Origin of the sequence: Hydrogenovibrio sp. (assembly GCF_965140365.1) — a bacterium.
GTDB lineage: Bacteria > Pseudomonadota > Gammaproteobacteria > Thiomicrospirales > Thiomicrospiraceae > Hydrogenovibrio.
On the sequence record NZ_OZ223196.1, the window covers coordinates 864110 to 877274 of the forward strand.

The following is a 13165-nucleotide window of genomic DNA, read 5'->3' on the forward strand; positions in this document are numbered from 1 at the left end:
ATGATTCCGTTAAATGAATGTTGCTACCGCTTGAATCATCTAGACACGCCTTGGGATATTGAAACCTATATTGCCAACGGCGGTTATGAAATCTGGAAAAAAGTGCTGGCAGGCGAAATTTCGCCGCAAGAGATTATCGATGAGGTGAAAACCTCCAATATCCGTGGGCGCGGTGGGGCCGGTTTCCCAACCGGTTTAAAGTGGAGCTTTATGAATCGTGCGGCGCCCGGACCGAAATACATTTTGTGTAATTCGGATGAAGGGGAGCCAGGCACATTTAAAGACCGCGACATTTTGCGTTATAACCCCCACCAATTAGTGGAAGGGATGATGATCGCCGGTTACGTGATTGGTGCCTGTGCTGGTTACAATTACATTCGCGGTGAGTTTTGGGAACCGTACAAACGGTTCGATAACGCCATCAATCAAGCGCGTGAAGCCGGTTTGTTAGGTAAAAATATTTTGGGGTCCGGTTTTGATTTTGACCTCTATACCCATTTGGGTGCCGGGGCCTATATCTGTGGTGAAGAAACGGCCTTGGTCGAGTCCATCGAAGGTAAGAAAGGGCAACCACGTTTCAAACCGCCGTTCCCAGCCAGTTACGGGCTTTATGGCAAGCCAACCACCATCAATAACACGGAAACCTTGGCTTCGATTCCTATGATTCTAGCGAAAGGCGGTGAGTGGTTCTCTGACTTGGGTGTGCAAAACGCTGGCGGTACCAAATGTTTCGCGGTATCCGGTCATGTCGAAAAACCGGGTAACTTTGAAATTCGCATGGGCACACCGTTTAAAGATTTGTTGGACGCCGCTGGCGGTATTTGGAAAGGGCGTCAGTTTAAAGCCTTGATTCCGGGCGGTTCTTCAACGGCCGTTCTGCCTGCCGAAAAAGCGTTGGAAATGAATATGGATTACGATTCCATTGCCAAAGCCGGGTCTTTTTTAGGGGCCGGTTCTGTGGTGGTAATGGACGATCATACCGATATGGTCAAAGCGTTGGAGCGCTTGACTTGGTTCTATTACGAAGAGTCTTGCGGCCAATGTACGCCGTGTCGTGAAGGAACGGGCTGGATGTATCGTGTGGTACACCGCATCCGTCAAGGAAAAGGCCGTCCGGAAGACTTGGAATTGCTCAAAGACGTTTCGGGCAAAATTATGGGGCGTGTGATTTGTGGTTTGGGGGATGCTGCGACGATTCCGGTTACCAGCTTCCTGCAGCACTTTGAACATGAATTCCGTCATTACATTGAGCACGGTTGCAGTATTTTCGACAGACAATAATGAATTACTGTCGACGCATACCCCAATAAATTTAGGTTTGAAATTATGGTAAAGATTGAGATTAACGGACAAGTGGTTGAAGCTCATGAAGGCGACATGCTGATTGATGTCGCGGATGACGCTCAAATTTCGATTCCGCGTTTTTGTTATCACAAAAAACTATCAATCGCGGCAAACTGCCGGATGTGTTTGGTTGACGTAGAAGGTGCGCCCAAAGCGTTACCGGCTTGTGCGACTCCGGTCACCGACGGGATGAAAGTACAAACGAAATCGGCCAAAGCGTTGACGGCACAAAAATCCGTTATGGAATTTCTGTTGATCAACCACCCATTGGACTGCCCGATTTGTGACCAAGGTGGCGAATGTGAGTTGCAAGACGTCGCGATGGAGTATGGCGATGACGTGTCCAAATACACAGAAGCCAAGCGTATTTTGGGTGACAAGAACATCGGCTCTTTGATTCATACGGATATGACGCGCTGCATTCACTGTACCCGCTGTGTCCGTTTCGGTCAGGAAGTGGCTGGGATGATGGAACTGGGGGCCACCGGTCGAAGCGAATGGATGGAAATTGGGACTTATATTGAGCGTTCCGTTACTTCCGAAATGTCCGGAAATATGATTGATTTGTGTCCGGTCGGTGCCTTGACGTCGAAACCTTTCCGTTATTCCGCTCGTCCGTGGGAATTGAAATCCCATAAAGGGATTGCGCCGCATGACAGCATCGGTTCTAACATTATCCTGCACTCTAAAAATGATGAAGTGAAGCGTGTGGTACCGGACGAAAATGAAAGCATCAATGAGGTGTGGCTTTCGGATCGAGACCGTTTCTCTTATGAAGCCTTGAATGCCGATGACCGCCTAAAATCGCCAATGATCAAAGAAAAAGGTCAGTGGAAAGTCGTTGACTGGGAAACCGCTTTGGCGTTCGTGGCGGACAAACTGAAACATTACGCCCAGACAGATGCTTCGAAAATGGCCATGTTTGCTTCTCCGAATGCGACTTTGGAAGAATTGCACATTGCACAAAAATTGTTCCGTGGTTTGGGGGTTGAAAACTTGGAGCATCGTTTGCGTCAAGTCGACTTCGAGATGGATTCTTTTGGCGGAATTGCCGCTCCGAAATTAAACCACGATTTCGAAGCTGTCGAAGGCTTGGATTCGGTGTTGTTGATCGGCACGTATTTGCGTAAAGAATTACCGATGCTGAATCACCGTGTTCGCAAAGCGGCTTTGAATGGCGCGCAAGTGGTTTCGGTCAACCCAGTGAAATTTGATTTCAACTACGATCTTTCGGATGAGTTCGCGGCCGAAAACCTGGTTAATGAACTGGCCGCTTTAGCAAAAGCCGTATTGGAACTGAATGGTGAAAAGGACCAGGCCTGGTCAAAAACCATTGAAGTGAGCGATGCGCATCGTCAAGCGGCTCAACGCCTGAAAGACGGTCGCAAAACGGCCATTATGGTCGGGCAAATCGCCCAGATGGATACGCATTACGCCAAGCTAGTTAAATTGGCCAGCTTAATTGCAGATGCAACTGGCGCAACTTTAAATGTATTGCCGATGTCTGCCAATGAAGTGGGCGCACACATGGCCGGTTTTGTGCCGAAATCCGGTTTGAATACCAATGATATTCTGTCTGAAAACATGAATTGTTTCATTAATTAAACGTTGAACCTGAAAAAGATATTCAAGACGGTGCTCGTGCATTGAAAGCAATGCAGCAAGCGGAATGTGTGATTAATTTAACCCTATTCGACAGCGACGTTCAGCGTGAATATGCGGACGTTATGTTGCCAATCGCTTCTTTTGCGGAAACCGCCGGCACCTTTGTCAATGCCTGTGGGTTGAAGCAATCTTTCAAAATGGCGGTAGAGCCGGCAGGAGATGCGAAAGCGGCTTGGAAAATCATCCGAGTACTGGGCAACCTGTTAGACTTGGACGGTTTTGAATACACCCACAGCAATCAACTGTTTGCAGAGGTTTCCGACGAACTGCGTTCGTTCGACTTGTCCGGTATGACGTTTGAAATGCCGGAAAGCATGGATTTGATCGGCACACAATGGCTTTCAATGTATCAAGTGGATTCGCTGGTGAGACGTTCGCCGTCCTTGCAAGCGACACCGGATGCGCAGGCTGTGGCAAATTAAAGGTAGAGGGTATAAATAATATGTTTGATGCGTTACAAGCTTGGCTTTCTTCCTTTTTATTTGACTGGTTGGCCATTTTAATTACCTTATTGCTGCAAGCCGTGGCGGTGATCTTGCCGGTGATGCTGGCGGTGGCCTGGTTGACGTTTGCGGAACGTAAAGTCATCGGTTACATGCAGGTGCGTATGGGGCCGAACCGTGTTGGACCAAAAGGCTGGTTGCAGCCGATTGCCGATGCCTTGAAGTTGATGTTCAAAGAAATCGTGATGCCGTCCCAGTCGAACTTGTATTTGTTCGTGGTGGCGCCGATCTTGACCATTGCGCCAGCTGTGGCGGCCTGGGCGGTGATTCCGTTTGATGACAATGGTGTCGTTGTCTCCGATATCAATGCCGGTGTGTTGTATGTCTTGGCCGTAGCCTCGATTGGCGTGTATGGGGTAATCATTTCCGGCTGGGCCTCTAACTCAAAGTATGCGTTCCTAGGTGCGATGCGTGCCTCGGCACAAAAAATCTCTTATGAAATTGCGATGGGCTTCGCGTTGGTGACGGTTTTGATGGTCGCTGACAGCATGAACTTGACCGCGATCGTGAATGGTCAGCAAGGTGGCTTCTGGCACTGGTACTGGATTCCATTGCTACCGATGTTCTTTGTTTATTTTATTTCCGGTGTGGCGGAGACCAACCGTGCCCCATTCGATGTGGCGGAAGGGGAGTCTGAAATCGTTGCCGGTTTCCACGTTGAATATTCCGGTATGGCCTTTGCCGTTTTCTTCCTGGCTGAGTATGCCATGATGATTTTGATTTCGTTCATGACCGCCATCATGTTTATGGGTGGCTGGTTGTCACCGTTTGAAGGCATTCCTGGTTTGGAAGCGGCCTTTGCATGGGTACCAGGCTTTATCTGGCTGTTTGCAAAAGTGGCTTTCCTATTGTTCTTATTCCTCTGGTTCCGTGCGACTTTCCCGCGTTACCGTTATGACCAAATCATGCGTTTGGGCTGGAAGGTGTTGATTCCGGTCACCATCGTCTGGGTCTTTGTGGTCGGCGTGATGGAATATTTTAAATTTGGCCCGTGGTTCAATTAAAGAGGTTCGTTATGATTGCATTTATCAAACATCAAGTAAAAACCTTTGGATTGACCGAATTGTTCAAAGGGTTGGCGGTCACCGGTAAATATCTGTTCAAAAAGAAAATTACCGTCCGTTATCCGGAAGAGAAAACACCTCTGTCACCGCGTTTCCGCGGCCATCATGCTTTGCGCCGCTATGAGAATGGTGAAGAGCGTTGCATTGCCTGTAAATTGTGTGAGGCGGTTTGCCCGGCCAACGCCATCACCATCGAATCGGAAGAGCGTGACGACGGGAGTCGTCGTACCACTCAGTACGATATCGACATGTTCAAATGCATCTACTGCGGCTTCTGTGAAGAAGCCTGTCCGGTGGATGCAATTGTGGAAACGCGTGTTTTTGAATATGAGTTCCACGAGAGAGGACCGCACATCATGACCAAGGAAAAACTCTTGGCCTTTGGTGATAAACATGAGAAGCAAATTGCTGCCGATCGAGCAGCGGATGCGAAGTACCGTTAATAAAGAGACTGTATTCAATGACTTTTGAGCAATTTATTTTTTATCTGTTAGCGGCGATTTCTGTTTTTTCCGGTCTGATGGTGATCAGTGTTAAAAACCCGGTTAAGGCCGCGCTTTGGTTGGTATTGGCGTTTATTGCAACCGCCGGTGTCTGGTTAACGGCTCAAGCTGAATTCTTAGGGCTGGTGTTGATTCTGGTTTACGTTGGGGCGGTGATGGTGCTGTTCCTCTTTGTGGTAATGATGTTGGACATCAATATTGCACGTTTGAAAGAAGGGTTTACCCGTTATTTACCTTTGGGTGTTTTGGCAGGCCTGGCGATTTTTGCCTTAATGTACTTGGTGTTGGGGCCGGAACGTTTTGGTTTGGAACAGTATGCCGCACCCGCGCAAGTCGGCGCGGAAGACAGCAATACCTTGTCGATTGCGGTGCCGTTGTATACCGAACACGCTTATGCCTTTATTTTGGCAGCGGTGTTGTTGTTGGTCGGTATTGTGGCGGCCATTACGTTGACATTGCGTCGCCGGGCGCCGAAAGAGGTGTTGTATCAAGACATCGATAAACAGGTTAAGGTTCAGGCTTCTGAGCGATTCAAAATGGTCAAAATGGACGCAGTGGTCGAGAAAGACATCCCTGTGAAGGAGGAAGACTGATGATAGCGTTATCGGATTACTTAATTTTCGGTGCGATTCTTTTCATGATCAGCATGGCAGGGATTTTCCTGAACCGTAAAAACGTCATCGTATTATTGATGTCGATTGAATTATTGTTGCTTGCCGTCAATACCAATTTGGTGGCGTTCTCGCACTTCTTGAATGATGTTACCGGACAAATTTTTGTCTTTTTCATCCTAACGGTTGCGGCCGCTGAAGCGGCGATTGGTTTGGCCATCATCGTATTGGTCTTCCGTAATCGAAAAAGTATCAATGTTGATGATTTAGGTTCAATGAAAGGGTAATAACAACAATGCTATTAAAATTTCTATTAACGATTATCCTTTTGTCGCCATTGTTTGGTGCTGTGGCGGCCGGTTTGTTCGGGCGCCGAATCGGGCGTCGTGGTGCTCACACGGTGACGATCTTCGGTGTGGCGGTATCCACTGTCTTGTCGGCTTACGTCTTCTGGCTGTTCATCTTTGAAGGCCATGCGACGTACAATGCATCGCTTTACACTTGGCTGGTGTCGGACGGCATTAAATTTGAAATCGGTTACATGATCGACCGTTTGTCTGCCACGATGATGTTGGTGGTGACGTTCGTTTCCTTGATGGTTCACATCTATACCATCGGTTATATGGATCATGACGAAGATTACGATCATAGCAACCCGTATTATCAGCGTTTCTTCAGCTATATTTCTTTGTTCACCTTCTCGATGTTGTCGTTGGTGATGGCGAACAACTTCCTGCAGTTGTTCTTCGGTTGGGAAGCCGTGGGCTTGGTCTCTTACCTGTTGATCGGTTTCTACATGAAGCGTGAATCGGCGATTCAGGCAAATTTGAAGGCCTTCCTAGTGAACCGTGTCGGTGACTTCGGCTTCATTCTGGGGATTGCCGTTGTGGTCATGTATTTCAATACCTTGGACTACGAAGAGTTCTTTGCTGGGCTGGAAGCAAATCAACATATTCAAATGAGCTTTTTCCCTGGCGTGGAATGGTCGATGATTACCGTTCTGTGTTTGTTGTTGTTTATCGGTGCCATGGGTAAATCGGCTCAGATGCCGTTGCACGTTTGGCTGCCGGAATCGATGGAAGGCCCGACGCCGATTTCCGCTTTGATCCACGCCGCCACCATGGTAACGGCGGGTATCTTCATGGTAGCCCGTTTGTCGCCGGCCTATGAATTGTCCGAAGTGGCTTTGAGCGTGATTTTGATTATCGGTGCGACCACCGCCTTTATGATGGGGGTTCTGGGGATTGTTCAGAACGACATTAAACGCGTGGTGGCGTATTCGACCTTGTCCCAATTGGGTTACATGGTTGCCGCACTGGGTGCGTCCGCTTACGCGGCGGGCATGTTCCATGTTTTGACGCACGCTTTCTTTAAAGCCTTGTTGTTCTTGGCGGCCGGTTCGGTCATCATCGCCATGCACCATATTCAGGATATTCGTCAAATGGGCGGTTTGCGTAAGCACATGCCGATCACTTATTGGGCGTTGTTGATCGGTTCCTTGGCTTTGATTGGTTTCCCAGGCTTCTCCGGGTTCTTCTCGAAAGACAGTATCTTGATGGCAACCGACCAGACCGATATCTTCGGTGCGGGCTATGCCCAGGTCTTGTTGTTGATCAGTGTCTTTGTCACGGCCTTCTACAGCTTCCGTATGTTCTTTGTCGTGTTCCATGGCGAAGAGTCGGATTACGTGAAGAGCCACAAAATCACCGAATCGCCTAAGGTGGTAACGATTCCGTTGATTATGTTGGCGATTCCGGCCGCCATAATGGGCATTCCAATGGTCGGAGGTATTTTCTCCGGTGCTTACTTCGGTGATTCTATTACCGTTTTGCCGCAACATGACGTTCTCGGCAAAATTTATGCAGAGCAATATCACGGCGTGATTGATATGATTCTGCACTCCCTGACGACGGCCCCGGTTATTTTGGCTCTGTCCGGTGTGTTCCTGGCCTGGTTGTTTTATCTGAAGAAGCCGGAGTGGCCAGCTAAAATTCGCCAGGCCTGCCCGCGCGGTGCCTATGTGTTGGATAATGCCTATGGCTTCGACCGTTTCAATGACATTGTGTTTGTGAACGGTGCGCGCAAGCTGGGTGACTTCTTCTGGAAGGGCATCGACGTCAAGATGATCGATACCGGCATTGTGACCAATACCTTCACGTCCATCGCGAATGCGGCGGGAGCGTTGAGATTGAGCCAAACCGGTTATCTATACCATTATGCGTTCGTGATGATTTTCGGCCTGCTGGCGATGCTGGTTTGGGTACTTTGGTAATGATGATAAGAAATAAAAGAGAAGGGAATTACATAACATGATTTTCGATTTGCCTATTTTAAGTACCCTGATTTGGTTACCCATTCTGGGCGGTTTACTGATTTTATTCGTGGGATCGAATCGAGATGCGTTTGCGAAATGGTTTGCGCTTTTTATTTCCGTCGTTACCTTTTTGTGCTCGATTCCGCTGTGGACGAATTTTGATACCACTACCTCGGCGATGCAGTTCGTCGAGCGAGTCGAGTGGATTCCGCAATTCAATATTTATTACAGCCTGGGTGTGGACGGCTTGTCCATGCCATTGGTCTTGTTGACGACCTTTACCCAGATTCTGGTCATTGCATCGGCTTGGGACGTGATTAAAGAACGCGTCGAACAATACATGGGCGCCTTCATGATTATGCAAGGCCTGATGATTGGGGTCTTTGTTGCTTTAGACGGGATTCTGTTCTATGTGTTCTGGGAAGCGCTGTTGATTCCGATGTTCATTGTCATCGGTAAGTGGGGTGGCCCGGACCGTGTCTACGCGACCATCAAGTTCTTCCTGTATACCTTCTTCGGGTCGGTCTTCATGCTGGTAGCGTTCCTGTATATGTACTTCCAGTCCGGCAGCTTCTCGATTTTGGATTTCCATAGCATGTCCTTGTCGTACATGGCGCAGATTCTGATTTTCCTGGCGTTCTTGATTGCCTTCGCGGTCAAGGTGCCGATGTTCCCGGTGCATACTTGGTTGCCGGATGCGCACGTTCAGGCACCAACGGCCGGTTCCGTTGTGCTGGCGGCCATCATGCTGAAAATGGGGGGCTACGGCTTCGTACGTTTCAGTTTGCCGATTACGCCGGACGCGGCGATGGAATTGGATTGGTTGGTCATCGTTTTGTCCTTGATTGCGATTTTCTACATCGGTCTGGTGGCCATGGTGCAGTCAGACATGAAAAAACTGGTGGCCTATTCCTCGATTTCCCACATGGGCTTCGTGACCATCGGTATGTTCCTAGTGTATGACATTGTTCAAAACACCGGTTCCATCCAAGGTTCGATGATCGGGATGGAAGGGGCCATGATTCAAATGATTTCCCACGGGTTCATTTCCGGCGCGATGTTCTTGATGATCGGTGTCTTGTATGACCGTATGCATACCCGTGAAATTTCCGCTTACGGCGGGGTGGTGAACACCATGCCGTGGTTCGGCTTCTTTGCCGTGTTGTTTGCGATGGCGAATGCCGGTTTGCCGGGCACGTCCGGGTTCGTGGGTGAATTCATGGTTATCCTAGCCTCATTCAAAGCGAATGTCTGGTACGGTGTGATTGCGGCTTCCACCTTGATTATCGGCGCGGCTTATACCCTGTGGATGGTAAAACGTGTCTTCTTCGGTGCGGTGGCGAATGACAACGTCGGAACCTTGCAAGATTTGAATAAACGCGAATTCGCAATTATGGCGACACTTGCCGTGGCGGTTGTGCTGTTGGGTGTCTACCCGGCTCCATTGATTGATGTGATGCATTCTTCGGTGGCCAATCTGCTGATTCAAGCGACCACGTCAAAACTATAAGAAACAATAGGTGAGTTAATCGTATGAACTTTGTTATTCCCAGTTTTACCCCTGCAATTCCAGAGATTGTCTTATTGACCCTGACATCTTTGTTGTTGGTTGCAGACACTATCTGGTCTAAGCGTAGCGAATTCGCAACCTATTATGCCACTCAGTTGATTTTGTTGGTCGTTGGTTATTTGGTTTTGACCAGCTTCTCCGTTGAGCAAGTCCTGACGTTCGACGGGAGTTTTGTGCGTGACGCTTTCGGCGATGTGCTGAAGCTCTTTATCGTCATTATTTCGATGGGGATCTTCTTGTTCTCGAAAGAGTATCTTCTGCAGCAGAAATTCTATCGGGGTGAATATTTCACCTTAGGATTGTTCGGTGTGCTGGGCATGTTTGTCATGGTGTCCGCTTATAACCTGATTACCTTGTACCTGGGGCTGGAAATCATGTCCTTGGCGATCTATGCCATGGTGGCCATGCGTAAGGACAACCAATTTGCCTTGGAATCCGCCATGAAATACTTTGTGTTGGGCGCATTGGCCACCGGTATGTTGTTGTATGGCTTCTCGATGCTTTACGGTGCGACCGGCACCATTCAGTTCAATGAAATGGCCGATGTGATTGCTTCCGGCAATGTGGATCACGTGGTTCTGTCATTCGGCGTGGTTTTTGTGGTCATCGGCTTGGCGTTTAAACTGGGTGCGGTTCCGTTCCATATGTGGGTGCCGGACGTTTATCACGGTGCGCCAACGGCGGTGACGCTGTACATTGGTACCGCACCAAAGCTTGCGGCCTTTGCCATTATGTACCGTTTGTTGGTGGAAGGTCTGCCAGGCCTGGTGGAAGATTGGCAATCGTTGATTATCATGATTTCGATCTTGTCGTTGATTGTCGGTGCCGTTATCACCTTAGTGCAGGATAACCTGAAACGTCTGTTGGCGTATTCCGGTATCGGGCACGTCGGTTTCCTATTGTTGGGCATTATCGCCGCCAATCCGGACGGCTATTCCGCCGCGATGTTCTATGTCATTGTCTACGCCATTACGACCGTGGCCGGGTTCGGCATGATTACGGCCTTGGCGAGAACCGGCAATGAATTTGATTTGATTGCCGACTTCAAAGGCATGAACAAGCGCAATCCTTGGTTAGCCTTAATGATGTTGTTTGTCATGTTCTCTATGGCTGGGATTCCGCCGTTCGTCGGCTTCTATGCGAAAGTGGTTGTGATTGAAGAAGTGGTGGCGGCTGGCTTCACTTGGTTGGCGATTCTAGCCGTGGTGACGGCGGTTATCAGTGCTTTCTACTATTTGAAAGTGGTCAAGGTCATGTACTTTGATGAACCGGACGATAACACGAAAATCGAGCCGATCAGTAATCAGCTGAACTGGGCTGTGAGCTTTGTTTCCATCGCCTTGTTGCTGCTTGGGTTGATGCCGTCGCCATTGATTACGCTGTGCTACAATAGTTTGTAATATTAATTCGAAGCCCGTTCCAAACGGGCTTTTTTGCTTGAAGGAGTGTTGTTATGACAGTCGACACCGCTGTTTGGGTTTTACTGGTCACGGCCATCGTTTTGGCGAATATTCCTTGGATTCTGTCCAATCGAGTGTTTGTTTTTATCCCTGTTCAAAAAGCCAAATCCATTTGGTTTAACTTTGCCGAATGGTTTTTGTATTTCCTGGTGACCGGCATCTTTGCTTACTTGTTAGAAAACAAAGCGATGGGGCATGTCAAACCACAAGAATGGGAGTTTTATGTGGTGACGTTCTTTATGTTTGCCATCTTCTCCTTCCCAGGATTTATCTATCGTTATAACCTGAAAATGTTTTTGGATAAGGCTCGCGGTAAGAAACAAGCGGCCTAATCGTCCTTTACATCAGCACCTGTTTTATTGATTCTTGAATCAGGCCTTTCTGGCCTGATTACTATCTTCCTTGCTTTTACCGTCTAATCGCTTAATATTGAACCTCATTGATTTAGATTTTGAGTGCATTATGAAACCATCCATTCCGATTGAAACCGCTGGCAAAGGCTGTTCACAATGCCATAAAGATTTAGATTTCGAGTTTTCGTTTGCTTTTCAACCCATTGTGAATGTACGTGAAGCCACGATTTTTGGTTATGAGGCTTTGGTGCGTGGCACAGAAGGGCAAGGGGCTTTTTTTATCTTGAATCAGGTGGGGGCCGATAACCGTTACGCTTTTGACCAGGCCTGCCGCGTAAAGGCCATTGGCTTGGCAGCCAAATTGAACCTTCAGCAAGTGATCAGTATTAATTTCCTGCCTAATGCCGTTTATGAACCGGAACACTGTATTCAAAGCACTCTGAAAGCCGCAAAAGCTAATGATTTCCCGATTGAACGGATCATGTTTGAAATCACCGAATCCGAACAGGTGTATGACTTGGACCACATGACCAATATTTTTGATTACTATCAAAGAAGCGGGTTTATCACGGCTCTTGATGATTTCGGCGCCGGGCACGCAGGCCTAAATACCTTGTCGCGGTTCGTTCCCAATATCCTGAAAATTGATATCAATCTCGTCTCTAATATCCATCGTGATGTCGTCAAACAATCCATCTTTAAAGGACTGGCTTCGATTGCAACCGATTTGAATTTTATGTTATTGGCCGAGGGAATCGAGCAGGAAGAAGAGGCTCTGTATTTCAAGGAAGCGGGCGTCGAGTTAATGCAAGGCTATTATTTTGCCAAGCCCGGCTTTGAAACCCTGCCGACAGTCGATTTTGCCGGCAAGGTGTTTGGTTAATTTGTAATAGCTTATGTCTCTAAAGACAAATTTTGGGCAATAAAAAAGCCAGACTTCACAACTTTTGTTAAAGTAATGAACATCTGGCTTCCAGAAATTTGGTAGCGGGGGCTCGATTCAAGCATTTCTTGACGATAGAAGTGTAAATGGTTTTTTATATGTTTTTCAAAAAGTTGGAATGTACCTATGATTACATTTAGAGAAAAGCGAATGGAGACAACAGTAAAACAGAAAATCGAATTTTGCATCGCAAATGCTCGCCTTTCTGGACGAACGCTATCCTGCGTAGAAATAAAAAACTGTTTCAAAATACTACACGGCAGAGTGACTGCAGATGAAATCATAGCTGAAGTCATTTCTAGAAAAGGTTACCGTGGGGATTAAGATTAAGCGACAATAATTATAATGTTGTGTTTAACGCTCCTTTTTATTCATAGTGTGTTCATCCGCTTTATCGGTACGCATAAACAATATGATTCAGATGGCAATCATGTGGAGTTAGCAACGTAAGCTTGAAAAAGGGTGTTAATAAATTAGTGATTTAGAATAGTATAAACGCAGTTATTATATTTTTCGCAATAACTGCTGATGTTTAATAAGGCTGGAGTAGAGAATGAAAAAGGGTTTAACAGATAACCCCGCCGTAAATAATATTATCGAAAAGTTGAACCAAGGAAATATACGTGAAGGGAAGCCTTTGATTACAAAAGAAACCCTTGATGCCTGTTTTGACAATTACGACCCTTCGGAGATTGAACGGGCTTATTTAAAGCAAAAACCTTCATTTTTGAAACTCATTTCAATCAGGTTTAGGTATTACCTTATGAAATTAAAACGTTAACCTTAATCACTTTAACTGAATTGCTACTAAAGCTTTAGAGTTTATTGAATTCAA

General features: G+C 47.3%; 14 protein-coding genes. 13 read left to right on the forward strand and 1 reads right to left on the reverse strand.

The features are described 5' to 3' along the window. From nuoF to AC0KH7_RS04155, 12 genes are all read left to right on the forward strand, one after another. Complete coding sequence (gene nuoF / locus AC0KH7_RS04100; protein WP_068648084.1) at window positions 1-1281, forward strand: NADH-quinone oxidoreductase subunit NuoF; 1281 nt, start codon at window positions 1-3, stop codon at window positions 1279-1281. Between the two features lie 45 nt (window positions 1282-1326). Continuing rightward, window positions 1327-2949 (forward strand): NADH-quinone oxidoreductase subunit NuoG, encoded by a 1623-nt coding sequence (nuoG, locus tag AC0KH7_RS04105; protein WP_472370951.1) that lies wholly within the window; start codon window positions 1327-1329, stop codon window positions 2947-2949. Between the two features lie 50 nt (window positions 2950-2999). Beyond that, window positions 3000-3431, forward strand: a complete 432-nt coding sequence (locus AC0KH7_RS04110) for a molybdopterin-dependent oxidoreductase (protein WP_472373782.1) — start codon at window positions 3000-3002, stop codon at window positions 3429-3431. Window positions 3432-3451: 20 nt separating this feature from the next. Beyond that, window positions 3452-4516 carry an NADH-quinone oxidoreductase subunit NuoH gene (gene nuoH, locus AC0KH7_RS04115; RefSeq protein WP_029937672.1) on the forward strand — a complete coding sequence of 355 codons (1065 nt, stop codon included), beginning with the start codon at window positions 3452-3454 and terminating at the stop codon, window positions 4514-4516. A gap of 11 nt (window positions 4517-4527) precedes the next feature. Further along, window positions 4528-5019, forward strand: a complete 492-nt coding sequence (nuoI, locus tag AC0KH7_RS04120; protein WP_472370953.1) for an NADH-quinone oxidoreductase subunit NuoI — start codon at window positions 4528-4530, stop codon at window positions 5017-5019. 17 nt (window positions 5020-5036) lie between these two features. Further along, window positions 5037-5672, forward strand: coding sequence for an NADH-quinone oxidoreductase subunit J (locus AC0KH7_RS04125; protein ID WP_472370955.1), 636 nt, complete (start codon window positions 5037-5039; stop codon window positions 5670-5672). Next, a complete protein-coding gene (nuoK, locus tag AC0KH7_RS04130; RefSeq protein WP_029937675.1) occupies window positions 5672-5977 on the forward strand; it encodes an NADH-quinone oxidoreductase subunit NuoK in 306 nt (101 codons plus the stop codon). Before AC0KH7_RS04125 ends, nuoK begins: the two co-directional genes overlap by 1 nt. Before the next feature lie 8 nt (window positions 5978-5985). Further along, window positions 5986-7962 carry an NADH-quinone oxidoreductase subunit L gene (gene nuoL / locus AC0KH7_RS04135; RefSeq protein ID WP_472370957.1) on the forward strand — a complete coding sequence of 659 codons (1977 nt, stop codon included), beginning with the start codon at window positions 5986-5988 and terminating at the stop codon, window positions 7960-7962. A 37-nt stretch (window positions 7963-7999) separates the two neighbouring features. Beyond that, window positions 8000-9514: an NADH-quinone oxidoreductase subunit M gene (locus AC0KH7_RS04140; protein WP_472370959.1), complete on the forward strand. Its 1515-nt coding sequence runs from the start codon at window positions 8000-8002 to the stop codon at window positions 9512-9514. Between the two features lie 23 nt (window positions 9515-9537). After that, entirely contained in the window at window positions 9538-10974 is a 1437-nt protein-coding gene (nuoN, locus tag AC0KH7_RS04145) for an NADH-quinone oxidoreductase subunit NuoN (protein WP_472370961.1), read from the forward strand. A 53-nt stretch (window positions 10975-11027) separates the two neighbouring features. After that, window positions 11028-11366 carry a DUF2818 family protein gene (locus AC0KH7_RS04150; RefSeq protein ID WP_472370962.1) on the forward strand — a complete coding sequence of 113 codons (339 nt, stop codon included), beginning with the start codon at window positions 11028-11030 and terminating at the stop codon, window positions 11364-11366. A 130-nt stretch (window positions 11367-11496) separates the two neighbouring features. After that, the gene (locus AC0KH7_RS04155; RefSeq protein ID WP_472370964.1) at window positions 11497-12270 is read left to right on the forward strand and encodes an EAL domain-containing protein; all 774 of its coding nucleotides are present in this window, start codon (window positions 11497-11499) and stop codon (window positions 12268-12270) included. A gap of 11 nt (window positions 12271-12281) precedes the next feature. Here the strand turns inward: AC0KH7_RS04155 and AC0KH7_RS04160 are convergent, their stop codons facing one another. Continuing rightward, complete coding sequence (locus tag AC0KH7_RS04160) at window positions 12282-12626, reverse strand: hypothetical protein (protein ID WP_472370966.1); 345 nt, start codon at window positions 12624-12626, stop codon at window positions 12282-12284. A gap of 257 nt (window positions 12627-12883) precedes the next feature. Between AC0KH7_RS04160 and AC0KH7_RS04165 the strand changes: the two genes are divergently transcribed. Continuing rightward, a complete protein-coding gene (locus AC0KH7_RS04165; protein WP_472370968.1) occupies window positions 12884-13111 on the forward strand; it encodes a hypothetical protein in 228 nt (75 codons plus the stop codon). Window positions 13112-13165: the final 54 nt, after the last annotated feature.

Excerpts from the sequence above, each read along its gene's own strand:
- AC0KH7_RS04140 (WP_472370959.1), top strand. The coding sequence starts at position 8,000 with ATGATTTTCGATTTGCCTATTTTAAGTACCCTGATTTGGTTACCCATT.
- nuoN (WP_472370961.1), top strand. The coding sequence starts at position 9,538 with ATGAACTTTGTTATTCCCAGTTTTACCCCTGCAATTCCAGAGATTGTC.
- AC0KH7_RS04125 (WP_472370955.1), top strand. The coding sequence starts at position 5,037 with ATGACTTTTGAGCAATTTATTTTTTATCTGTTAGCGGCGATTTCTGTT.
- AC0KH7_RS04110 (WP_472373782.1), top strand. The coding sequence starts at position 3,000 with ATGCAGCAAGCGGAATGTGTGATTAATTTAACCCTATTCGACAGCGAC.
- AC0KH7_RS04160 (WP_472370966.1), bottom strand. The coding sequence starts at position 12,626 with ATGACTTCAGCTATGATTTCATCTGCAGTCACTCTGCCGTGTAGTATT.
- nuoK (WP_029937675.1), top strand. The coding sequence starts at position 5,672 with ATGATAGCGTTATCGGATTACTTAATTTTCGGTGCGATTCTTTTCATG.
- nuoH (WP_029937672.1), top strand. The coding sequence starts at position 3,452 with ATGTTTGATGCGTTACAAGCTTGGCTTTCTTCCTTTTTATTTGACTGG.
- nuoL (WP_472370957.1), top strand. The coding sequence starts at position 5,986 with ATGCTATTAAAATTTCTATTAACGATTATCCTTTTGTCGCCATTGTTT.
- nuoI (WP_472370953.1), top strand. The coding sequence starts at position 4,528 with ATGATTGCATTTATCAAACATCAAGTAAAAACCTTTGGATTGACCGAA.
- nuoF (WP_068648084.1), top strand. The coding sequence starts at position 1 with ATGATTCCGTTAAATGAATGTTGCTACCGCTTGAATCATCTAGACACG.
- AC0KH7_RS04165 (WP_472370968.1), top strand. The coding sequence starts at position 12,884 with ATGAAAAAGGGTTTAACAGATAACCCCGCCGTAAATAATATTATCGAA.
- AC0KH7_RS04155 (WP_472370964.1), top strand. The coding sequence starts at position 11,497 with ATGAAACCATCCATTCCGATTGAAACCGCTGGCAAAGGCTGTTCACAA.
- nuoG (WP_472370951.1), top strand. The coding sequence starts at position 1,327 with ATGGTAAAGATTGAGATTAACGGACAAGTGGTTGAAGCTCATGAAGGC.
- AC0KH7_RS04150 (WP_472370962.1), top strand. The coding sequence starts at position 11,028 with ATGACAGTCGACACCGCTGTTTGGGTTTTACTGGTCACGGCCATCGTT.